Origin of the sequence: Actinoallomurus spadix, from assembly GCF_024055725.1 — a bacterium.
In the GTDB taxonomy this organism is placed as follows: domain Bacteria; phylum Actinomycetota; class Actinomycetes; order Streptosporangiales; family Streptosporangiaceae; genus Actinoallomurus; species Actinoallomurus spadix.
Genome location: NZ_JAMXMX010000009.1, coordinates 74,095 through 94,624, shown reverse-complemented (window position 1 = coordinate 94,624; position 20,530 = coordinate 74,095). Strand labels below are relative to the sequence as shown.

The 20,530-nt window shown below is 72.3% G+C and carries 18 protein-coding genes; 12 read left to right on the top strand and 6 right to left on the bottom strand.

The window, feature by feature from the left end; translation table 11 throughout:
• Positions 1 to 8: 8 nt before the first annotated feature.
• The gene (locus NE235_RS15565) at positions 9 to 1,451 is read right to left on the bottom strand and encodes an FAD-linked oxidase C-terminal domain-containing protein (RefSeq protein ID WP_252803346.1); all 1,443 of its coding nucleotides are present in this window, start codon (positions 1,449 to 1,451) and stop codon (positions 9 to 11) included.
• A 39-nt stretch (positions 1,452 to 1,490) separates the two neighbouring features.
• Positions 1,491 to 3,092 carry a malate synthase A gene (aceB, locus tag NE235_RS15560; protein WP_252803344.1) on the bottom strand — a complete coding sequence of 534 codons (1,602 nt, stop codon included), beginning with the start codon at positions 3,090 to 3,092 and terminating at the stop codon, positions 1,491 to 1,493.
• A 220-nt stretch (positions 3,093 to 3,312) separates the two neighbouring features.
• Between aceB and hflX the strand changes: the two genes are divergently transcribed.
• The 5 genes from hflX to NE235_RS15535 all read left to right on the top strand — a co-directional run bounded on the left by hflX (position 3,313) and on the right by NE235_RS15535 (position 10,696).
• Entirely contained in the window at positions 3,313 to 4,725 is a 1,413-nt protein-coding gene (gene hflX / locus NE235_RS15555; protein ID WP_252803342.1) for a GTPase HflX, read from the top strand.
• Between the two features lie 469 nt (positions 4,726 to 5,194).
• Entirely contained in the window at positions 5,195 to 6,406 is a 1,212-nt protein-coding gene (hutI, locus tag NE235_RS15550; RefSeq protein WP_252803340.1) for an imidazolonepropionase, read from the top strand.
• 84 nt (positions 6,407 to 6,490) lie between these two features.
• Positions 6,491 to 7,342, top strand: a complete 852-nt coding sequence (locus tag NE235_RS15545) for a DegV family protein (protein ID WP_252803338.1) — start codon at positions 6,491 to 6,493, stop codon at positions 7,340 to 7,342.
• A gap of 61 nt (positions 7,343 to 7,403) precedes the next feature.
• Entirely contained in the window at positions 7,404 to 8,195 is a 792-nt protein-coding gene (locus tag NE235_RS15540) for a ComEA family DNA-binding protein (RefSeq protein ID WP_252803336.1), read from the top strand.
• 59 nt (positions 8,196 to 8,254) lie between these two features.
• Entirely contained in the window at positions 8,255 to 10,696 is a 2,442-nt protein-coding gene (locus NE235_RS15535) for a ComEC/Rec2 family competence protein (protein ID WP_252803334.1), read from the top strand.
• 126 nt (positions 10,697 to 10,822) lie between these two features.
• On the opposite strand, the gene NE235_RS15530 is transcribed toward NE235_RS15535, so the two are convergent.
• Positions 10,823 to 11,266, bottom strand: coding sequence for a tautomerase family protein (locus tag NE235_RS15530; RefSeq protein WP_252803332.1), 444 nt, complete (start codon positions 11,264 to 11,266; stop codon positions 10,823 to 10,825).
• A 69-nt stretch (positions 11,267 to 11,335) separates the two neighbouring features.
• The gene (locus NE235_RS15525; protein ID WP_252803330.1) at positions 11,336 to 12,331 is read right to left on the bottom strand and encodes an LLM class flavin-dependent oxidoreductase; all 996 of its coding nucleotides are present in this window, start codon (positions 12,329 to 12,331) and stop codon (positions 11,336 to 11,338) included.
• Positions 12,332 to 12,458: 127 nt separating this feature from the next.
• On the opposite strand from NE235_RS15525, the gene NE235_RS15520 reads away from it, so the two are divergent.
• The 3 genes from NE235_RS15520 to NE235_RS15510 all read left to right on the top strand — a co-directional run bounded on the left by NE235_RS15520 (position 12,459) and on the right by NE235_RS15510 (position 14,585).
• A complete protein-coding gene (locus NE235_RS15520) occupies positions 12,459 to 12,935 on the top strand; it encodes a nitroreductase family deazaflavin-dependent oxidoreductase (RefSeq protein WP_252803328.1) in 477 nt (158 codons plus the stop codon).
• Between the two features lie 48 nt (positions 12,936 to 12,983).
• Positions 12,984 to 13,943 (top strand): DNA polymerase III subunit delta, encoded by a 960-nt coding sequence (gene holA / locus NE235_RS15515; protein WP_252803326.1) that lies wholly within the window; start codon positions 12,984 to 12,986, stop codon positions 13,941 to 13,943.
• Between the two features lie 138 nt (positions 13,944 to 14,081).
• Positions 14,082 to 14,585: a hypothetical protein gene (locus NE235_RS15510; RefSeq protein WP_252803324.1), complete on the top strand. Its 504-nt coding sequence runs from the start codon at positions 14,082 to 14,084 to the stop codon at positions 14,583 to 14,585.
• Positions 14,586 to 14,615: 30 nt separating this feature from the next.
• On the opposite strand, the gene NE235_RS15505 is transcribed toward NE235_RS15510, so the two are convergent.
• On the bottom strand, positions 14,616 to 15,263 hold the full coding sequence (locus NE235_RS15505; protein ID WP_252803322.1) for a DUF4241 domain-containing protein: 648 nt from the start codon (positions 15,261 to 15,263) through the stop codon (positions 14,616 to 14,618).
• Between the two features lie 88 nt (positions 15,264 to 15,351).
• Complete coding sequence (gene rpsT, locus NE235_RS15500) at positions 15,352 to 15,621, bottom strand: 30S ribosomal protein S20 (protein ID WP_252803320.1); 270 nt, start codon at positions 15,619 to 15,621, stop codon at positions 15,352 to 15,354.
• Between the two features lie 210 nt (positions 15,622 to 15,831).
• Here rpsT and lepA point away from each other — a divergent pair, with 210 nt between their 5' ends.
• The 4 genes from lepA to hemW all read left to right on the top strand — a co-directional run bounded on the left by lepA (position 15,832) and on the right by hemW (position 20,528).
• Positions 15,832 to 17,652 (top strand): translation elongation factor 4, encoded by a 1,821-nt coding sequence (gene lepA, locus NE235_RS15495; protein WP_252803318.1) that lies wholly within the window; start codon positions 15,832 to 15,834, stop codon positions 17,650 to 17,652.
• Positions 17,653 to 17,718: 66 nt separating this feature from the next.
• Positions 17,719 to 18,573 (top strand): LLM class F420-dependent oxidoreductase, encoded by an 855-nt coding sequence (locus tag NE235_RS15490; protein WP_252803316.1) that lies wholly within the window; start codon positions 17,719 to 17,721, stop codon positions 18,571 to 18,573.
• A 236-nt stretch (positions 18,574 to 18,809) separates the two neighbouring features.
• A complete protein-coding gene (locus tag NE235_RS15485; RefSeq protein WP_252803314.1) occupies positions 18,810 to 19,274 on the top strand; it encodes an ATP-binding protein in 465 nt (154 codons plus the stop codon).
• Between the two features lie 45 nt (positions 19,275 to 19,319).
• Positions 19,320 to 20,528 carry a radical SAM family heme chaperone HemW gene (gene hemW / locus NE235_RS15480; protein ID WP_252803312.1) on the top strand — a complete coding sequence of 403 codons (1,209 nt, stop codon included), beginning with the start codon at positions 19,320 to 19,322 and terminating at the stop codon, positions 20,526 to 20,528.
• Positions 20,529 to 20,530 lie beyond the last annotated feature (2 nt).

Here is a 20,530-nt window from a genome sequence, read left to right as displayed (position 1 = left end):
CGTCGTCATCAGAAGAGGTCCGCCTTTCCGCTCCCGACCAGCGGATGCACGCCCTTGCGCCGGCCCGGCGCCTCGCCGCACAGCCGGGGCGTCGGGTAGATCTTTCCCGGGTTGCACAGCCCCGCCGGGTCGAACGCGCACCGCACCATCTGCATCGTGTCCAGGTCCTCGCCGGTGAACATCCGCGGCATGTGCCGGGCCTTGTCGATCCCCACGCCGTGCTCGCCGGTGATCGACCCGCCGTGCTCGATGCACAGGTCGAGGATCCGCCCGGACACCTCCTCGGCGCGCTCGCCCGCGCCCGCCTCCGCGCCGTCGAACAGCACGAGCGGGTGGAGGTTGCCGTCGCCGGCGTGGAAGACATTCGCGACGCGCACGCCGTGCTCCCGGGAGATCGCGTCGATGCGGGCCAGGACCTGCGGCAGCGTCGTCCGGGGGATGACGCCGTCCTGCACGATGTAGTCGGGGCTGATCCGGCCGACCGCGGCGAACGCCGACTTGCGGCCGCGCCAGATCAGCCCGCGTTCGACGTCGTCGGCGGCGACCCGCAGCTCGAACGCCTCCGCGCACAGCTCCTTCACCCGCTCGAACTGCACGTCGACCTCCGGCGCGGGGCCGTCCAGCTCGACGATGAGGACCGCGCCCGCGCCGGGCGGGTACCCGCAGCTCACCGCGGCCTCCGCCGCCTCGATGGACAGGGCGTCCATCATCTCGATCGCGGCGGGCACCACCCCGTCGGCGATGATGGCCGACACGGCGGCGCCGGCGCGCTCCATCGAGTCGAATCCCGCCAGCAGCGTGCGCACGCTCTCCGGCAGGCGCGTCAGCCGTACGGTGACCTTGGTGGTGATGCCGAGCGTGCCCTCCGAGCCGACGAACGCGCCCAGCAGGTCGTACCCGGGACCCTCGGTCAGCTCGACGATCTCCCCGTCCGGTGTGACGACCTCGCAGGCCAGGACGTGGTTCACGGTGAAGCCGTACTTCAGGCAGTGCGCGCCGCCGGAGTTCTCCGCGACGTTCCCGCCGATCGAGCAGACCTGCTGGCTCGACGGGTCGGGCGCGAAGTAGTAGCCGTACGGCCGCGCGGCCCGGGTGACGTCGAGGTTGATGACCCCGGGCTCGACGACCGCCCGCTGGTTCGCGGCGTCGACCTCCAGGACGCGGCGCATCCTGGAGGTCACGATCAGCACGCCGTCCGTACGGGGGAGGGCGCCGCCGGACAGTCCCGTCCCCGAGCCGCGCGCGACGTACGGCACGCCGGCGCCCGCGCAGGCCCGGACGATCGCCGCGATCTGCTCGGTGGTGTCCGGCAGCACCACGACGCCCGGCGTGGCCCGGTGGTAGGTCAGCCCGTCACAGTCGTACGTGGCCAGCTCCGCCGGGTCGGTGATGACACTCTCCGCGCCGACGATCTCCCTGAGCCGTGCCGCGAGCCCGTCAAGCAGTGCCATACCAGACATCCTCGCCCTTTTTTCGTTGATCGGCGAGAGTCACGGCATCCGTTCGTACGCCGGGAGGGTGAGGAAGTCGGCGTAGTCGTCGGCGAGCGCCACCTCCGTGAACAGCGCCCGCGCGTCGGCGAACCGCTCCTCGTCGAACGCGTCGCCGTACGACTCGCGGATCTTGGCCAGCTCCTCGTCGATGGTCCGCTCCACGAGGTCCTTCGTGATCTTGGGGCCTTCGGCGAGGTTCACGTCGTTGTGGATCCACTGCCAGATCTGGGAGCGGGAGATCTCGGCGGTCGCGGCGTCCTCCATCAGGTTGAAGATGGCGACCGCGCCGTTGCCGCCGAGCCACGTGGCGATGTACTGCAGGCCGACGCTGATGTTGTTGCGCAGCCCCGCCTCGGTGATCTCGCCCGGGGTCTTGTCCACGGCCAGCAGGTCCGACGCGGCGACGGAGACCTCCTCGCGCAGCCGGTCGAGCTGGTTCGGCCTCTCACCGAGCACGCCGTCGAAGATCTCCCGGCAGAGCGGCACCAGGTCGGGGTGGGCGACCCAGGAGCCGTCGAAGCCGTCGCCGCTCTCGCGGGTCTTGTCCGCCCGCACCTTCTCGAAGGCGGCCTTGTTGACCTCCTCGTCGCGGCGCGACGGGATGAACGCGGCCATGCCGCCGATCGCGTGCGCGCCACGCTTGTGACACGTGCGGACCAGCAGCTCGGTGTACGCCCGCATGAACGGCGCCGTCATCGTGATCGCGTTGCGCTCCGGCAGCAGGAACTGCCGGCCCCGGGCGCGGAACTTCTTGATGACGGAGAACAGGTAGTCCCAGCGGCCCGCGTTCAGCCCCGCGGAGTGGTCGCGCAGCTCGTAGAGGATCTCCTCCATCTCGAACGCCGCCGGGATGGTCTCGATCAGGACCGTGGCCCGGATCGTGCCGCGCGGGATCTCCAGGAGGTCCTGGGCGAGGTTGAAGACGTCGTTCCAGAGGCGCGCCTCCAGGTGGCTCTCCATCTTCGGCAGGTAGAAGTACGGTCCCTTGCCCTTGTCGAGCTGCCGCCGCGCGCAGTGGAAGAAGTACAGCCCGAAGTCGAACAGCGAGCCCGACATCCGCTCGCCGTCGACGAGGACGTGCTTCTCGTCGAGGTGCCAGCCGCGCGGCCGGACGACGATCGTCGCCAGCTCCTCGTCCGGCTTGAGCCGGTAGGACTTGCCGCCCGTCTCGAAGTCGATCGTGCGGTCGAGGGCGTCGCGGAGGTTGAGCTGGCCGCCGACCATGTTCTCCCACAGCGGCGTGTTGGCGTCCTCGAAGTCGGCGAGCCACACCTTGGCGCCGGAGTTCAGCGCGTTGATGGTCATCTTCCGGTCGGTCGGACCGGTGATCTCCACGCGGCGGTCCTCGAGGCCCGGCGCGGGCTTGGCGACCCGCCAGGAGCCGTCATGGCGGACGCTCGCCGTGTCCGGCAGGAAGTCCAGCGTGCCGCCCCGGGCCAGCTCCTCCTGCCGTTCGGCGCGCTTGCGCAGCAGCTCGTTCCGGCGGCCGCCGAACTCACGCTGCAGAGCGGCGAGGAAGCCGAGCGCCTCGGGCGTGAGGATCTCGTCGTAACGCTCGTGGACCGGGCCGGTCAGCTCCACGCCTTGAGGTTCGGACATCGAGGCCACCTTTCGCACAGTGAAATTATTCTTCTGCCTACTGGAAACGATATTAAGATCGCCGCAGCTCGGTCAACGGGCTCTGGGTATCCCTCCCCTTCAGGAAGGCCCGCACGCGAGCCGGGCACCGGCCGGTCCGGAATAAGGAGGTGTGTTCCCGGCCTGGTCATGGGAGCATCAGGGAAGATCCGGCGACGTTCCGGCGTTGACATGGGGGAACATGACGAACTTTCCTTTCGAAGAAGACCCAGAGCGGACCCCGCTGACCGGTGAGCTCGACCTGGAGGACCGGCAGGCGCTGCGGCGCGTGGCCGGCCTGTCCACGGAGCTCCGGGACGTCACCGAGGTCGAATACCGAGCCCTGCGCCTGGAGCGCGTCGTCCTCATCGGCGTCTGGACCGACGGCGACGAGGCCCAGGCCGAGAACTCCCTGCGCGAACTCGCGCTCCTCGCCGAGACCGCCGGATCCGACGTCCTGGAGGGGATGGTCCAGCGGCGTTCCAAGCCCGACCCGGCGACCTACATCGGTTCCGGCAAGGCGGAGGAGCTGCGCGACGTCGTCATCTCCACGGGCGCCGACACCGTGATCTGCGACGGTGAGCTGACCCCGAGCCAGCTCCGTCAGCTGGAGGAGATCGTCCAGGTCAAGGTGATCGACCGGACGGCCCTCATCCTCGACATCTTCGCCCAGCACGCCAGCAGCCGTGAGGGCAAGGCGCAGGTCGAGCTGGCCCAGCTCGAGTACCTCCTGCCCCGCCTGCGCGGCTGGGGTGGCAACCTGTCCCGGCAGGTCGGCGGTCGCGCCGCCGGCGGTGTCGGCATCGGCGGCCGCGGACCCGGTGAGACGAAGATCGAGCTGGACCGGCGCCGGATCCGGTCCCGCATGGCCCGCCTGCGCCGCCAGATCGACGCGATGGGCAAGGCGCGCGACACCAAGCGGTCCCGGCGGCGCAACCGCCAGGTCCCCTCGGTCGCGATCGCCGGATACACCAACGCCGGCAAGTCCAGCCTGCTCAACCGCGTGACCGGCGCCGGCGTCCTCGTCGAGAACGCGCTGTTCGCCACCCTGGATCCCACGGTCCGGCGGGCGAGCACGCCGAACGGCCGGGCGTTCACGATCGCCGACACGGTCGGGTTCGTGCGTCACCTGCCGCACCAGCTCGTCGAGGCCTTCCGCTCGACGCTGGAGGAGGTCGCCGACGCCGACCTGATCCTCCACGTCGTGGACGGCTCCGACGCGGACCCCGAGGCGCAGATCGCCGCGGTCCGTGAGGTGCTGCGCGAGCTCGGCGCGGACGGCGTGCCCGAGCTCATCGTGATCAACAAGGCCGACGTGGCCGACGAGATCTCCCTCGCCCGGCTCCGCCGTCGCGAGCCGCACAGCGTCGTGGTCTCGGCGCGCACCGGCGAGGGCGTGGCCGCCCTGCTCGACGCGATCGAGGAGAACCTCCCGCGCGGCGATCACGAGGTCCACGCCCTGGTGCCGTACGAGCGCGGCGACCTGGTCGCCCGGGTGCACGACCTCGGGGAGGTGCTCTCCCAGGAGCACACCGCGGACGGTACGGCACTGCACGCCCGCGTGCCGGCCCGCGTGGCCGGCGAACTCGAGCCGTACGTCACCGCGCACGCCTGATCGAACGAACCGGCCGAACGGCGGGGTCCGCATTCCGGATCCCGCCGTTCGTCATATGCCGTGACCTGGTGTTTTTCTTTCGTACGGCACGGCCGAACCCGAATTGCGCTATTGCTCTCCGGGCGTGGCCGGACATGTCCCCGCACTGCGCCGAAGATGGGGCATTCCGTTGTTCGGCATGGCGGGGGTCCGAGGTGCGGTATCGTCTATGCACCTGTAGCAGTCGGCCGCTGGGGCGGTTTAGGAGCGGTATGTCGCGTGAGGCTGTACAGCGTGGCCTTACGTGCACTACGGTGACGAAACCGATATTCCCGGGCTCAGTGCTCCAGGTGGTCGGCTGATCACCCCTAATTCCGACTTGGGTCCGCCGGCAGTGCCGCCGGCGTAATCGAGCGAGAGCAGGTGACCCGCTGCATGGCGTCCGGACACCCTTCACCGGCGCGCGACCGCAGAACGGGGCGGTGACGCGATGACCGTGCGTTTGCTGACGAACATCGGCCGGCTGTGGACCGGCACCGACGTGTGCAGCAACGCCGCCATTCTCGTGCACGATGACCGGATCGTATGGGCCGGTCCCGCCTCGGACCTTCCGCAGAGCGTCCCCGGTGTCATCGACGACATCGTCGATGTCGACCACGTCGAGAACCTCGGTGGCGGCCTCGTCACCCCGGGCCTGATCGACGCCCACTCCCATCCGGTGTACGCCGGCAACCGCTGGGCCGAGTTGGCCATGCGCACGAGCGGGTCGACCAACAACGAGATCGTCGCCGCGGGCGGTGGCGTGGCCTCCACCGTCACCGTGACCCGCGGCACCGACCCCTGGACCCTGTGCAACAACGTCCGTGAGCGCCTCCGGCAGTGGATCTGCGCCGGCACGACGACGGTCGAGGCGAAGACCGGGTACCACCTGACCCGCGACGGCGAGCTGGCCGACGTCCGGATGCTGCGCTCGCTCGAGGAAGAGCCCTCGATGCCGCGCATCCACGCGACATTCCTCGCCGCGCACATGCTGCCGCCGGAGTACTTCGGCCGCCGCCGCGACTACATCGAGGCGGTCCGGCTGTGGGCCGGTGACGCCGCCGCCGCGGGCGCCGACAGCATCGACGTCTACTGCGACGAGGGCCACTTCACGCCCGACGAGGCCCGCGTCCTGCTCATGACCGGCCAGCGCGTCGGCCTGAAGGCCCGGCTGCACGCCTGCGCCAACGAGCGGGTCGGTGCCGCCCAGGTCGCGGCGGAGGTCGGCTGCGCCTCCGCGGACCTGCTCACCGAGGCCAACGACGACGACATCAAGGCGCTGCACCACGGCGGCGTCGCCGCGACGGTCTGCCCCGGCAGCGCCCTGCACAACGGCCGCACCCCGCCGGTCCGGGCCATGCTCGACCGCGGCGTCACGCTGGCGCTCGGCACCGACCACAACCCCGGCCAGTGCGGCATCACCTCGATGCCGCTGGTGATCGGGCTGGCGGTCGCGATGTTCGGCCTCAGCGTGAACGAGGCGCTCCGCGCGGCCACGCTCGGCGGCGCGGCCGCCCTCCGCGTGTCCGACCGCGGCGCGCTCGTCCCGGGGATGTACGCCGACATGGTCCTGTGGGACGCCGACCACGAGGGCGCGTTCGCCTGGGCGTTCGGGCTCCGCGCACTCCGCGTCTGGCGCGGCGGCGTCCCCGTGCAGGCCTGAGTCCGCCGGCGGGACGCGCCGTACGCTTGCCGCGTCGCGGCCGGGTTACGAGGTTGATGGGACATGTCGACCTAAACTCCCGGTATGACAGCACCCGTCGCGGTCGTCACTGATTCCACCGCCTACCTGCCGGACGAACTCGTCTCGGCGCACGGCGTCACGGTGGTGCCGCTGCAGGTCGGGGTCGGCGGGGAGACGTTCGAGGAGGGCCGGGAGCGTACGGCGGCCGAAGCAGGTGAAGGGTTCCGCGACTGGCGCCCGGTCACGACGTCCCGCCCATCGCCGGGGAGCTTCGCCGCCGCGTACCGGCACGCGGCCGAGGCGGGGGCCATCGGAGTGGTGTCGGTCCATCTGTCCGCGGAGATGTCGGGGACCGTCGAGTCGGCCCGGCTCGCCGCGAAAGAGGCGCCCATCCCGGTTCGTGTCGTGGACAGCCGTTCCCTCGGGATGGCACTCGGATTCTCGGTGCTCGCCGCGGCCCGTACGGCGGCGGGCGGCGGCGATCTCGACGCCGTGGCCGATGCCGCGGTCCGGCGCATCCGCGCGACCCGCTCCCTCTTCTACGTCGACACGCTGGAACACCTGCGCAGGGGCGGCCGGATCGGCGCGGCGGCGACGCTGCTGGGGTCGGCCCTGATGATCAAACCGTTGCTGCGCATCGCCGACGGCCGCATCGCGCCGCTGGAGAAGGTCCGCACGACCTCCCGCGCGCTGGCCAGGTTGGAGGAACTGGCCGTCGAGCTGGCCGGTGACCGGGCCGTGGACATCGCCGTTCAGCACCTGGCCGCTCCCGTACGGGCCGCCGCGCTGGCGGGCCACCTGCGCGAACGGGTCCCGGGCCTGCACGACCTGTACGTCGGAGAGGTCGGGCCGGTCGTCGGCGCGCACGTCGGGCCCGGGATGCTCGGCGTCGCCGTATCCCGCCGGGAGCCGTGAGTTATCCACAATCCGCGCCGGCGTCATCGCGGACGGTGAACGGCCGGTTAGCGTCGGCGGCATGCCCAGCTCTGATTCCGCCGCCTTCGACCGGCTCCGCGACGTGTTCCGGCCACCGCGGCCGTTCGGGCCCGACGACTTGGGCCCTCGGCCGCCGGGGGCGGCGTTACGTTCCTCGCCCCAAGACCCGGGCGGGCAGATACGGCTCGATCCTCGCGTTCCCGGCCTTCGCGTGCTGGCGACCGTCGGTGTTCTGGCGGCACTCCTGGCGGGCGTCCTCCTGTGGTGGTCACGCCCGGAGGCGCAGCCCGCGCCCGCGGCGGCCGTGAGCCCCGCGGCGCACCGGGCCGCTCCCGCGGGCGCGTCCTCGCCCGCGCCCGGCCCGCCCGCGGTCCCGGCCCCGCCGACCGGGTCCGCATCTGCGGTGCTGGTCGACGTCGGCGGGAAGGTGCGGCGTCCCGGCGTGGTGAGCCTGCCGGCCGGGGCACGGGTCATCGACGCGATCAAGGCGGCCGGGGGAGTCCGGCCCGGGGCCCGGACCGGCGCCCTCAACCTGGCGCGGCGGGTGGTGGACGGTGAGCAGATCCTCGTGGGGGTCGACGCGACGCCCGCGCCCGCCCTCGCTCCGGGCGCGACACCGGGCGCCACGGCACCCGGGGCCGCGCCGCTCGACCTGAACACCGCCGACGCCGCCCAGCTCGATCGGCTGCCGGGCGTCGGCCCGGTGCTGGCCCAGCGCATCGTCGACTACCGCACCCGGCACGGCGCCTTCCGGTCCGTCGAAGAGCTGCGGCAGGTCTCCGGCATCGGCGCCGCCAAGTTCGGTGACCTCAAGAACCTGGTGACCGTGTGAGCGCGGACGCGAGCACGGCGGATGAGGCGCCGGCTGACCGGGTGAGCGCGGACGCCGGCATGACGGATGAGGCGCCGGGTGACCGAGTGAGCGTGGACGGCGGCACGACGGACGAAGCGCCCGGTGACGGTCCCGTCGATGGGCCTCCGGGCGGCGGGTACGACCTGCGGCTGGGGCCACCGGCGGTGGGCGCTTGGCTGTCCGCGCTGGTGCTCCTCGGTCTGGGGCCGGAGGCCGCCTACGTGACCGCCGTCGTGTCGGCGACCGGGGCGGTGCTCCTGGCGGCCGGCGCGGCACGGGAGCGGCTGCCGGTGCCGTCGCGCGTGGCCGCGGGCGCGCTGGTGTGCGTCGCGGCCTCGGCCGCCGGTGTCGGGTTCCGGCTCACGGCGGCCGGGTCCGGGCCGGTGCGAGCGCTCGCGGTCCGGGGCGTCACGGCAGGGCTCGGCGCGGTGGTCGCCGGAGACCCGGTCGTGCTGAAGGCCGGGCCGGCGCGCCGGCGCGACACCGTCCTCGTCCCGGCGCGGGTGGAAGAGGTGGACTCCGCGCCCGGGACGGGGCGGCGGCGGGTGCGCGTGCCGGTGCTCCTGCTCGCGGACGACCCCGCGTGGCGACCACTGCTCCCGGGCCAGCGCGTTCGCCTCACCGCGCGGCTCGCCCCGCCACGCCACGGTGAGCTGCTCGCGGCGGTCGGCCTGGTGCGGGGGCCGCCCGCGCTCGTGGGCCGGCCGCCGGCCCCGCAGCGGTGGGCGGGCGTCATCCGGTCCCGCCTGCGGGCGGCGGCGTCCGGCCTGCCGGCCGACCAGCGCGGCGTCCTGCCCGGGCTGGTGGACGGCGACACGTCGCTGCTCGACCCGGAGCTCGCCGACGCGTTCGACGCGGCGGGGCTCACGCACCTGATGGCGGTGAGCGGCGAGAACCTCTCCCTGTTGATCGGCGCGGTGCTGATGGCCGGCCGCTTCACCGGCCTCGGCCGCCGCGCGGTGCCCGTGCTCGCCGGGCTGACGGTCTTCGGCTTCGTGCTGGTGGCGCGTCCGTCGCCGAGTGTCCTGCGCGCCGCCGTCATGGGTTCCGTCGCGCTGCTCGCGGTCGTCACGGGCCGGGAGCGCCGCGGGATGCCCGCGCTGTGCGCGGCGGTCCTCGTGCTGGTCCTCCTGGACCCGGCGCTCGCCCGGTCGTACGGCTTCGCGCTGTCGGCGCTGGCGACCGCCGGCATCCTCGTGCTCGGACCGCCCTGGCGACGGGGCCTGACCCGCTGCCTGCCGCAGCGGACACCGGGACGGCCGCTCCGCCGGCTGGCCGGCGCGCTCGCCGAGCCGCTCGCGGTGGCGGCGGCGGCCCACGTCGCGTGCGCTCCACTCCTCGTCCTGCTCGACGGCGAGGTGAGCCTCGTCGCCGTGCCCGCGAACCTTCTCGCCGCCCCCGCGGTGGGGCCCGCGACGCTCCTCGGGGTGCTGGCCGCGGCCGTCGCGCCGATCTCCCTGCCGCTCGCCCGGCTGATCGTCGTACCGGCCGGGCTGGCCGTCGGGTGGATCGCCGGAGTGGCCCGGCTGGGCGCCCGCGTGCCGTACGCGGCGGTCGGCTGGCCGGCGGGCGCCGCCGGGGCGGCACTGCTGACGGCCGTGTTCGTCGCCGGCGTGCTGGTGCTGCGCCGGCCGGGGGCGCGCCGCGTCGCCGCGGCCGCCGTCACCGGTACGGCCCTGGTGGCGATCGGCGGGCACGCCTGCGCCCCGGGGTGGCCGCCGCGCGGCTGGCGGTTCGTGGCCTGCGACGTCGGCCAGGGCGACGGGCTCGTCCTCGCCGCCGGGCCCGGCAGTGCCGTGGTCGTCGACGCCGGCCCCGACCCCCGCTTCATCGACCGCTGCCTGCGCGCGCTCCGGGTCCGGTCCGTGCCGCTGCTCGTGCTGACCCACCCGCACGCCGACCACGTCGGCGGGGTGCCCGGCGTCCTGCGGGGGCGCGCCGTCGGGACCGTCCTGATCAGTCCAGACAGCGAAGGGGAGGAGCGGCGCCTGCTCACGGGGCGGCACGTCCTCGCCGCGGGCGTCGGTGACGTCTGGTCCGCGGGGCCGCTGACCCTGCGCGTGCTCGGCCCGCTCGGCACCCTGCCCGTGTCGACCCGCGACCCAGGCACCGAGGTGAACAACGCCAGCGTGGTGCTGTTCGCGCAGTGGCCGGGGCTGACGGCACTCCTCGGCGGAGACGTCGAGACGGAGGCCCAGCGGCTGCTGCTGGCCGCCGGACCGCCACACGCCGACGTCCTCAAGGTCCCGCACCACGGCTCGGCGCACCAGGACCCGGACTTCCTGGCCGCCGTCCACGCGCGGATCGCGGTGACCTCGGTCGGCGCGGACAACGACTACGGGCACCCGGCCCCGTCGACGATGGCCCTGCTCGCGCGGCTGCGCCTGCGCGGCTACCGGACCGACCACGACGGAGACATCGCCGTCATCCGCTCCGGCGACGGCCCCGCCGTGGTCACCCGGCGCGCGGGCCCTCGCTGACCGGCCCGGGGCCCAGCAGCAGGGCCGACCGCAGCCCACTCGTACGGGTGCACGACGCTCCCCGGAGCCCGGAGCCCGGAGCCCGCAGCCGGCCATCGCTCCGGCCGCACCCGCGAAGACGCGCCGTCACACGGCGAGGGCGCCGCCGACGAAGGTGCGTTCCTGAGGGGACGCCACGAGTTCGACCATGGTGCCGGCGCGAAAATCCGTACCGAGGATGCGGGTGATCGCATCGGTGAGGGCGGCGCCGAGACGGGCCGTGATCTCAGGGGCGTCGGGGCGATCGAAGACGCTGGCGCGAACGCCCAGGCTCAGCAGGGCAGTGGTGTCCACGGCCTCGCCGCCCCGCGCAAGGCGGCCTGTGGGAGCCCCTGCCAGGCGGATGAGCACGTGTTTGCGGGCCCATTCGCCGTAGACGTCCACGATCGCCGCGGTCAGGGCAGAGATGAGCTCCGATTCCCGGCCCGTCAGCCTGTTCTCCGGAAGATGGACGGTCAGATGCGGCATGGTCGACCCCAAGTTCTCTTTGTTCTCAAAGATTTTGAAGCCAAAGGTACTTTGAGAGGCCATCGATGTCCACGAGAGCGGGCCGGCCGCCCTTGAAACAGCCGGGCGACCGGTATGGGACGCTCAGCGGCGTTACGCGCGGAGGACCTCCTTGACCAGCTCGTACGAGCGCAGGCGGGCGGCGGGATCACCGACGTTCGTCGAAATCATCAGCTCGTCGGGTTGCGTGCGGTCGATCAGGTCGAGCAGCCCCTTGCGTACGGTCTCCGGGCCGCCCACGACGTGCGACTCGGTGATCGTGCCGATGGCCTCCCGCTCCTGAGGCGTGTACGGATACGCCTCCGCCTCTTCCGGCGTCGGAAGCAGCCCGGGCTTCCCGGACCGTAGCCGCAGCATGGAAAGGCCCATGGGCGCGGCCAGCCGTTCCGCCTCCTCGTCCGTGTCGGCGCAGACGACGGCCGCGGTGACCATGGCATGCGGCCGGGACAGCACCTCCGACGGCTGGAACGTCGACCGGTACAGCTCCAGGGCGGGCTCGGTGAACCGCGCGCTGAAGTGGTGCGCGAACGCGAACGGCAAACCCAGCGCCCCCGCGAGCTGCGCGCTGTAGCCGCTGGAACCCAGCAGCCAGACCTCCGGAGGGTTCTCGGCCGCCGGGACCGCCCGGATCCCGAGCGACGAACCGCCGAGGAACGCCCGCAGTTCGGCGAGGTGGCGCGGGAAGTCCTCGACGTTCAGGTCGGCGCTCCGCCGCAGCGCGTACGCGGTGGCCTGGTCGGTTCCGGGCGCCCGGCCGATGCCGAGGTCGATCCGCCCGGGGTGCAGGGCCTCCAGCATGCCGAACTGCTCGGCGACGACCAGCGGCGCGTGGTTGGGCAGCATCACTCCGCCCGAGCCGACCCGCAGGGTCGACGTCGCCTCCGCCAGATGCGCGATCAGCACGGGGGGTGAGGAGCTGGCGATACCGGGCATGTTGTGGTGCTCGGCGACCCACAGCCGGTGGTATCCCAGGCGTTCGACGGCCCGGGCCAGGTCGATGCTGGCGCGCAGCGCGGCCCCGGGCGTCGTATCCGAGCTCACGGGGACGAGGTCGAGCACGGAGAGCGGCAGTTCACGAAGTTCGGGCACCTTCGAACAACCTGAAGCGGAAAGCGGGGATTCCCGGTGCGGTCCGGATCACAGGGCGGCGGGTCGATCTCCGTCGGCGAGGCCGCTCGAGGTGCGGGGATCCGCTGTTCACCGGCATCATTGGACAATGCCCCGAGGAATCTCCAGTGCCCCCCGACCGCACGGGTTCCTGCGCCGTGTGGTCCGCGCCCCCCTTTGGATCTATCACCGGGACCTCGGCTTCCTCCTCGGCAAACGCTTCCTCTACCTGGCCCATCAGGGACGACTCAGTGGCCTGCGCCGCGAGACCGTCCTGGAGGTGGTACGGCTCGACCACGAGGCCGGCGAGGTCATCGTGTTCTCGGGGTGGGGTAACCGTGCCGACTGGGTGAAGAACCTCCGGGCGGGGCGGGCGCTGGAGGTCCGGATCGGGCATCTTCGGCTCCTGGAGCCGGAGCATCGGTTCCTGCCGGACGAGGAGCGCCGCGCCGTGCTGGTCGCCTACAAGGAGGCGCATCCGCTGGCCTGGTCGACCATCGCGCGCCTGCTGGGGCTGCCGAAGGACCCCAAGAACGACGACCTCGGTGACATGCGCGCGGTGGCCTTTCGCCCAGGCCGGTTCTGACACGGGCTTCCGGCCGAGCCGGGCGCTGGAGCGTGGCATGCTGCATGCGTGTCTTCCGAACGTCTCACTCTCGTCGTCGGCGACGAGGAGTTGCTCGTCGACCGGGCGATCGGCGACGTCGTCGCCGCGGCCCGCGCCCGTGAGGACGAGGTCGAGGTCCATGAGCTGACCCCCGCCTCGCTCGCGCCGGCCGCCCTCGCGGAGCTGACCTCACCGTCGCTGTTCGGCGGCGGGCGCGTGGTCGTCCTGCGTTCGGCCCAGGACTGTGGCAAGGACCTGGCCGCCGAGATCGGCCGGTACGCCGCGAACCCGGCCGACGACATCGACTTCGTCGTCGTGCACGCGGGCGGCGCCAAGGGCAAGGCGCTGCTCGACGCGCTGACCAAGGCGGGCGCCCGCAAGGTCACCTGCCAGAAGATCACACGGCCGGGTGATCGCGTCGCGTTCGTCCGCGCGGAGGTGCGCCGGGCGGGCGGGAGCATCGGGGAGGACGCGGCGCGTACTCTCCTCGACGCCGTCGGCACCGATCTGCGGGAGCTGGCCAGCGCGTGCAGTCAGCTCGTCGCCGACACCGGCGGGAAGATCTCCGACGAGGCGGTCGCGCGGTATCACCGGGGCCGCGCGGAGGTCAGTGGGTTCACCGTCGCCGACCGGGCGGTGGAGGGCAGGCTCGCGGAGGCGCTGGAACAGCTGCGCTGGGCGCTGGCGACGGGCGTCGCGCCGGTCCTCATCACCAGCGCGCTGGCGCAGGGCGTACGGTCGCTCGCCAAGGTCGGTGGCGCGCCGCGAGGGCTGCGGGGCGCCGGGCTGGCCAAGGAGCTCGGCATGCCGCCCTGGAAGATCGACCGGGTCCGCGCGCAGCTGCGCGGATGGGAGCCGGCGGGGGTCGCGCGGGCGCTGCAGGGCGTGGCCGAGACCGACGCCCAGGTCAAGGGCGGTGGTGCCGATCCGGCGTACGCGCTGGAGAAGGCGATCGCCCAGATCGTCGCCGCCCGCGCCGGCCGCTGACCTGCCCGCGCCGGCCGCTGACTTGCGTGCGCCGGTCGCTGATTCGCGCGTACCGCCGCTGACGCTGCCCGCGGCCGGTCCTTCCGGCGAGGCGGTAAATCGGTTTGATCCCCTTCGTCGATGCCTCACGCTTGCTTCATGAACGCTCTCGGGGAACCGCGCCTCGGTGTCGACTTCGGCCGGGTGATCCAGGGAGGCGTGATGGAGGCGGGGGAGGAGGACACGACCTTCCTCGGCGGAGGGACGGAGCAGGCGATGCGGACGCCGGCCACGCCGGGGACCTTCGAGGCGCTACCCCGGCTCGTCGCCCGCTTCGGCGGACGGGCATGGGTGATCTCGAAGTGTGGTGAGCAGGTCCGGCAGCGGACGCTGCAGTGGCTCGATCACCACGACTTCTACCGGCGCACCGGAATCCCGCCCGGGAATGTGCGCTTCTGCCGCCGGCGCGCGGACAAGGCCGGGCACTGCGCCGAGCTCGGCATCACGCACATGATCGACGACCGGCTGGCGGTGCACGCGGCGCTGCGCGGCCTCGTGCCCCACCTCATCCTGTTCGGCCCGCAGCCGGCCGAACCGCCAGGCTGGGTGCGGCACGCCGCGACCTGGGCGGACGCGGAGGCGCTCATCGACGGGACCACTTGATCCCGTGGGCCACCGCACCGGGGTGGATCCTCAACCGACTTCTTCTTCGGGCACGACGAAGAAGTCGGTGACGAAGCACGCCACCTCGCCATCGGGCGTACGGCCGACCCAGGTCGGGTAGATGCCGTCGCCGAAGCCACTGGTGAACGCGACCAGGACCGGCTCACCGTCGGGACCCTCGGCCTCGGTGGGCGAGGTGGGGCGGTCCGACACGTCCAGGCGGAGCTCTTCCCACCACTCGAAGTCGGGTTCCTCCTGGAGTGCCTGCACGGCGTCGGCGTCCGCGAAGGACGCCAGGCCGCCGTCCACCGGGTACCCGTAGTAGCGGTCCTCGCCGACGAGATCGGTGGCGTCCCGACCGGGCCAGAGGGCCAGTTCCCAGGAGGCGACCGGCTCATCGCGGATAACCACCCGCGCGGCGGCGACACGCTCGTCGACGACGTCGCCGTCGGCGGTGTCCCGGAACTCCACGACGGCGAGCACGACCGGGTACCGACCCGGCGACACCGTCTGGGTGAACGCCTCAATGGGGAATCCCGGCTCGGACGCCGCGACACGACCACTGGACAGTGACAACCGGCCACGGTCCAGCTGAATCGTGCAGTGGCGCCCGCCGTCGTGAAAGACGGTGCCGGCCACGAAGAATCGATCGTAGTCGCGGGGCTGTAGCACGGCCACCGAAGACTCCCTGTGCCTCAAGCGGGGCAAGCACCACGACGCCGCGCCCGGACATGCGGGCACGGCGTCGCTGACGCGTCGGTCGGCCTTACTTGGCCTGCAGCGCGGCGGCGCGCTTGGCGATCGCCGACTTGCGGTTGGCCGCCTGGTTCTTGTGGATGACGCCCTTGCTCACGGCCTTGTCGAGCTTGCGCGTAGCGTGACGCAGCTCGGCGAGGGTGGCCTCGACGTCGCCGGCCTCGGCGGCCTCACGGAACTTGCGGATCGCGGTCTTCAGCTCCGACTTGACCGCCTTGTTGCGCAGGCGAGCCTTCTCGTTCTGCTTGTTCCGCTTGATCTGGGACTTGATGTTCGCCACGAAAGAAGCCTCAGGTCTTAAGTCGATGGGATGGGGGCGCGGGACCTGTCGCGCCCACACGCAGTGGAACAGCTTACCAAGCTTTCCCAGAGGCCCCAACACGACGGCCCGGCGGCCACCGGTGCCGAGCGGACGGGCCGCGCGGCGAGAGCATGGCATGAGACATGGGACCATGGAAGACGCTAGATCCGTCACTCCTTGAGGAACCCGGTGCCGCCCGTACCGAACCAGACCGATCCCGCGGTGATCCGCAACTTCTGCATCATCGCGCATATCGACCACGGCAAGTCGACCCTCGCCGACCGCATGCTGCAGCTCACCGGCGTGGTCGAGGAGCGTCAGATGCGCGCCCAGTATCTCGACCGGATGGACATCGAGCGCGAGCGCGGCATCACCATCAAGAGCCAGGCCGTGCGCCTGCCGTGGAAGGACCACGTCCTCAACCTGATCGACACGCCTGGGCACGTCGACTTCTCCTACGAGGTGTCACGGTCGCTGGCCGCGTGCGAGGGGGCCGTGCTGCTCGTCGACGCCGCGCAGGGCATCGAGGCGCAGACGCTGGCCAACCTCTACCTCGCGCTCGAGGCGGACCTGCACATCATCCCGGTGCTCAACAAGATCGACCTGCCCGCCGCGCAGCCGGACAAGTACGCCGCGGAGCTGGCCGGCATCATCGGCTGTGACCCCTCCGAGGTGCTGCGCGTGTCGGGCAAGACCGGGGAGGGCGTCGCCGAGCTGCTCGACAACATCGTCGCGACCGTCCCGGCGCCCGTGGGCGACCCGGACGGCCCGGCCCGTGCGATGATCTTCGACTCGGTGTACGACACCTACCGCGGCGTCGTCACCTACGTCCGGGTGATCGACGGGCACCTGTCGCGGCGCGAGAAGAGCCTGATGATGTCGACGAAGGCGGCGCACGACACCCTCGAGGTGGGCGTGATCTCGCCGGAGCCCAAGCCGGTCACCGGCCTCGGCGTCGGCGAGGTCGGCTACCTCATCACCGGAGTGAAGGACGTTCGCCAGGCACGCGTGGGCGACACCGTGACGATCGCGTCCCAGCCGGCGGCGGAGCCGCTCGGCGGCTACCAGGATCCGAAGCCGATGGTGTTCTCCGGCCTGTATCCGGTGGACGGCGACGACTACCCCGAGCTGCGCGACGCCCTCGACAAGCTGCGCCTGAACGACGCCGCGCTGATCTACGAGCCGGAGACGTCGCTGGCGCTGGGCTTCGGGTTCCGCTGCGGCTTCCTCGGCCTGCTCCACATGGAGATCGTGCGCGAGCGGCTGGAGCGGGAGTTCGACCTGTCGCTCATCTCCACCGCGCCGAACGTCGTCTACCGCGTGGTCATGGAGAACGGCGACGAGCACCGGGTCACCAACCCGAGCGAGTTCCCCGAAGGCAAGATCGGCGAGGTGTACGAGCCGATCGTCAAGGCGACGATCCTGTCGCCGAGCGACCACATCGGCGCGATCATGGAGCTGTGCCAGGGCAGGCGCGGCGTCCTGCTCGGCATGGACTACCTGTCGGAGGACCGCGTCGAGATCCGCTACACGCTGCCGCTCGCGGAGATCATCTTCGACTTCTTCGACCAGCTGAAGTCGCGGACCCGCGGGTACGCCTCGCTCGACTACGAGCCGAGCGGGGAGCAGGAGTCGGACCTGGTCAAGGTCGACATCCTGCTGCAGGGTGAGTCGGTGGACGCCTTCAGCCAGATCGTGCACAAGGACAAGGCCCGCGAGTACGGCCTGATGATGACGGCCAAGCTCAAGGAGCTCATCCCGCGCCAGCAGTTCGAGGTGCCGATCCAGGCGGCGATCGGCGCGCGCGTCATCGCCCGGGAGAACATCCGCGCCATCCGCAAGGACGTCCTGGCCAAGTGCTACGGCGGCGACATCTCCCGTAAGCGCAAGCTGCTGGAGAAGCAGAAGGAGGGCAAGAAGCGGATGAAGACGATCGGCCGGGTCGACGTCCCGCAGGAGGCCTTCGTCGCGGCACTGTCGACCGGCGCGGCCGCGGAAAAGAAGAAGTAGGCGACTCGATCCGTCTCCTCTGGGGCAGGCTGGACCTGAAGTTCAGCCGAGATTCTGGAGGGAACGATGGTGGACGTCGGCCGGGTGGGGATCTGGAGCATCGGGCTCCGGAGCGACGAGCCGGGCGCCGCGGAGGAGCTCCGCGAGGCGGCGGCCGAGCTGGAGGAGCTCGGGTACGGCGCGATCTGGCTGGGCGGCAGTCCCGGCGTGCGGCACGCCGTGCCCCTGCTGGAGGTGACCTCCCGCATCGTCGTGGCGACCGGGATCCTCAACATCTGGGAGCATGACGCGGCCGACGTCGCGGACCGGCACAAGAGCGTGTCCGCCGAGCACCCGGGCCGGTTCCTGCTCGGCCTGGGCGCGAGTCACGCCGCCGCGGTCAAGGCGTACGACAAGCCGTACTCCGCCATGGTGCGGTACCTCGACGGCCTCGACGCCGCCGGCGTGCCGTCCTCGGAGCGGGTGCTGGCCGCGCTCGGCCCGCGCATGCTGGAGCTGGCCCGCGATCGTACGGCGGGCGCCCATCCGTACCTCGTGACCCCGGAACACACGGCACGGGCCCGGGAGGCCCTCGGCCCGGATCGTCTCCTCGCCCCGGAGGTCAAGGTGGTGCTCGACACCGATCCGGAACGGGCCCGCGCCACCGCCCGCGCGCATCTGGGCTTCTACATGGGGCTGCCCAACTACACCAACAACCTGCTGCGGTTCGGCTTCACCGAGGACGACTTCGCCGACGGCGGCAGTGACCGGCTCGTCGACGCGGTCGTCGCGTGGGGCGACGTCGAGGCGGTACGGCGGCGCGTCACCGCCCATCAAGACGCGGGCGCGGACCACGCCGCCCTCCAGGTCCTCACCGGGGACCGGGGCGGGCTGCCCCGCGCGGAGTGGCGGGAGCTCGCCGCGGGGCTCGGCCTGCGCTGACCCGTCAGATCCGGGCCGGCTCGCGGGGCCGAGCGGGACCAGCCGGTCGCCCAGGCGGGCGCGCGGCCGTACGTGAGCGAACTCACGGGGTGGCCGGCCGGAGACCGCGGCGGCCGTGGTGACGGGCATTCCGGACGGCCCGGAGTCGCTGTCCGGAATTCCCGGCTTATGTCGATCCTGGTTGCACCACCCGATAAGGGGAATGGGTCGTGTCCGTGATGACCTAGGGAGGATCAGTGGACACGGCGGCCATGGCAGGGCCGGAGGCGAGCGGCGGCACCCCGCAGGGGCAGGACCGCAGTGAGACGCCCGAGATGAACGTCGTCGGGGCGATCACCCTCCCGGGCACGGAGCGCTCGGTGGCCGACGGGCGCCGCTTCGTCCGGGACACGCTCGGCCGGGGGCACCCCGCGGCGGACGCGGTACGGCTCAGCGTCAGCGAACTCGCCACCAACGCGGTCAAGCACACGCCGAGCGGCTCGGGCGGCCAGATCACCATCAGGCTCGCCACCGCCGACAACGCCGTCCGCGCCGAGGTCGTCAACGACGGCGCCACCGGCCCGGAGCCACGACTCCCGGAGCGCCCGGAGGTGGACGCCGAGCACGGCCGGGGACTGGTCCTCATCGACACCGTCGCGGACCGGTGGGGCGTGACGCGGAGCACCGACCGGACCACGGTGTGGGCGGAGTTCTCGTACTGACGACCGGTGTCGAAGGCATCCCCGCGGTGACGGCAGACTTGAGGCGTGCCCTCGACCCTGCCCGACGGAGACCCGGTCCCGAACGACGGCGCGTTGCCCGCCAGTGCCCTGGACGGCCTCGGTGACCGTCCCTTCGGCTTCTACGTGCACGTGCCCTTCTGCGTGACCCGCTGCGGCTACTGCGACTTCAACACCTATACCGCGCCCGAGCTGCGCGGCGCGTCCCGCGAGGCGTACGCCGACACGGCCATCGCGGAGATCCGGCTGGCCCGCCGCGTGCTCGGCGACGCCGACCTGCCCGTCCAGACGGTCTTCGTGGGAGGGGGCACGCCCACCCTGCTCCCCGCCGGTGACCTCGGGCGGATCCTCGACGCGATCGACAAGGAGTTCGGCCTGGCGGCGGCCGCCGAGGTGACGACCGAGGCCAATCCCGAGACCGTCGACCCCGGCTACCTCGCGCGTCTGCGCGAGGCGGGATTCACGCGGATGTCGTTCGGGATGCAGAGCGCACGCGAGCACGTGCTGGCCGTCCTGGACCGTACGCACACGCCCGGCAGGCCGCAGCAGTGCGTCCGGTGGGCGCGGGAGGCCGGCTTCGAGCACGTCAACCTCGACCTCATCTACGGCGCGCCGGGGGAGAGCGACAAAGACTGGCAGGCCAGCCTGGACGCGGCCCTGGAGGCCGGTCCCGATCACGTCTCGGCCTACGCCCTCATCGTCGAGGAGGGCACCCGGCTGGCCGCCCAGGTCCGCCGAGGGCAGGTGGCCGCGCCGGACGACGACGCAATGGCGGACCGTTACCTCGCCACGGAACGGACGCTGAGCGCGGCCGGCCTGCACTGGTACGAGATCTCCAACTGGGCGGCGGACGACGACGCCCGCTGCCGCCACAACCTCCTGTACTGGACCGGCGGCGACTGGTGGGGCATCGGCCCGGGCGCGCACAGCCACGTCGGCGGCACCCGCTGGTGGAACGTCAAGCACCCCGCCGCGTACGCCGACCGCCTCGCGTCCGGCACCACGCCGGCGCACGCCCGCGAGATCCTGGAGGCCGCCGACCGGCGCTTCGAGCGCGTCATGCTGGAGCTGCGGCTCGCCGAGGGCTGCCCGCTGGACCTGCTCGACGACGCCGCCGTCCGCCGCGCGGTCGCCGACGGACTCCTCGTCTCGGAGGCGTACGACGCGGGCCGGGCGGTGCTCACCCTGCGCGGGCGGCTGCTGGCCGACGCGGTCGTCCGCGACCTGACTCCCTGAGA

What these genes read in the sequence shown, in the direction of transcription:
- NE235_RS15535 (WP_252803334.1), top strand. Translation starts at nt 8,255, where the DNA reads ATGACGGATGAGGCGCCGGGTGACCGAGTGAGCGTGGACGGCGGCACG.
- NE235_RS15545 (WP_252803338.1), top strand. Translation starts at nt 6,491, where the DNA reads ATGACAGCACCCGTCGCGGTCGTCACTGATTCCACCGCCTACCTGCCG.
- hflX (WP_252803342.1), top strand. Translation starts at nt 3,313, where the DNA reads ATGACGAACTTTCCTTTCGAAGAAGACCCAGAGCGGACCCCGCTGACC.
- NE235_RS15540 (WP_252803336.1), top strand. Translation starts at nt 7,404, where the DNA reads ATGCCCAGCTCTGATTCCGCCGCCTTCGACCGGCTCCGCGACGTGTTC.
- NE235_RS15510 (WP_252803324.1), top strand. Translation starts at nt 14,082, where the DNA reads ATGAACGCTCTCGGGGAACCGCGCCTCGGTGTCGACTTCGGCCGGGTG.
- hutI (WP_252803340.1), top strand. Translation starts at nt 5,195, where the DNA reads ATGACCGTGCGTTTGCTGACGAACATCGGCCGGCTGTGGACCGGCACC.
- aceB (WP_252803344.1), bottom strand. Translation starts at nt 3,092, where the DNA reads ATGTCCGAACCTCAAGGCGTGGAGCTGACCGGCCCGGTCCACGAGCGT.
- NE235_RS15530 (WP_252803332.1), bottom strand. Translation starts at nt 11,266, where the DNA reads ATGGCCTCTCAAAGTACCTTTGGCTTCAAAATCTTTGAGAACAAAGAG.
- NE235_RS15520 (WP_252803328.1), top strand. Translation starts at nt 12,459, where the DNA reads ATGCCCCGAGGAATCTCCAGTGCCCCCCGACCGCACGGGTTCCTGCGC.
- NE235_RS15490 (WP_252803316.1), top strand. Translation starts at nt 17,719, where the DNA reads ATGGTGGACGTCGGCCGGGTGGGGATCTGGAGCATCGGGCTCCGGAGC.
- NE235_RS15565 (WP_252803346.1), bottom strand. Translation starts at nt 1,451, where the DNA reads ATGGCACTGCTTGACGGGCTCGCGGCACGGCTCAGGGAGATCGTCGGC.